Origin of the sequence: Pseudarthrobacter sp. AG30 (assembly GCF_003116525.1) — a bacterium.
GTDB lineage: Bacteria > Actinomycetota > Actinomycetes > Actinomycetales > Micrococcaceae > Arthrobacter.
Genome location: NZ_QEHL01000076.1, coordinates 1 through 310 on the forward strand (window position 1 = coordinate 1; position 310 = coordinate 310).

At 71.6% G+C, this 310-nt stretch carries 1 protein-coding gene; it reads left to right on the forward strand.

Annotated features, from left to right (window positions below):
* A partial coding sequence (locus DC347_RS21370; protein ID WP_133247136.1) for a sulfite exporter TauE/SafE family protein occupies positions 1-310 on the forward strand: 310 nt, incomplete at both ends.

Genomic DNA, 310 nt, shown 5'->3' on the forward strand with positions numbered 1-310 from the left:
TGCGCTGGCGGCTGTTCTGGCAGCTGGCGATTCCCGGCGCGGTCGGCGGCGTCATCGGCGCCCTCTTCCTCGCCAACGTGCCGGGCGAGACGATCCGCCCCTTCGTCAACGCCTATCTGCTGATCCTCGGCACCATGGTGCTGCTGCGCGCGTTCGGCAAGCGGCTGAGCCGCCACCAGGTGCAGCACAGCGGCGTGCTGGGCTTCTTCGCCGGCCTGCTCGATGCGATCGGCGGCGGCGGCTGGGGACCGCTGGCCACCAGTACCCTGATCGCCCGCGGCGGCAGCGTGCGCAGCACGATCGGTTCGGT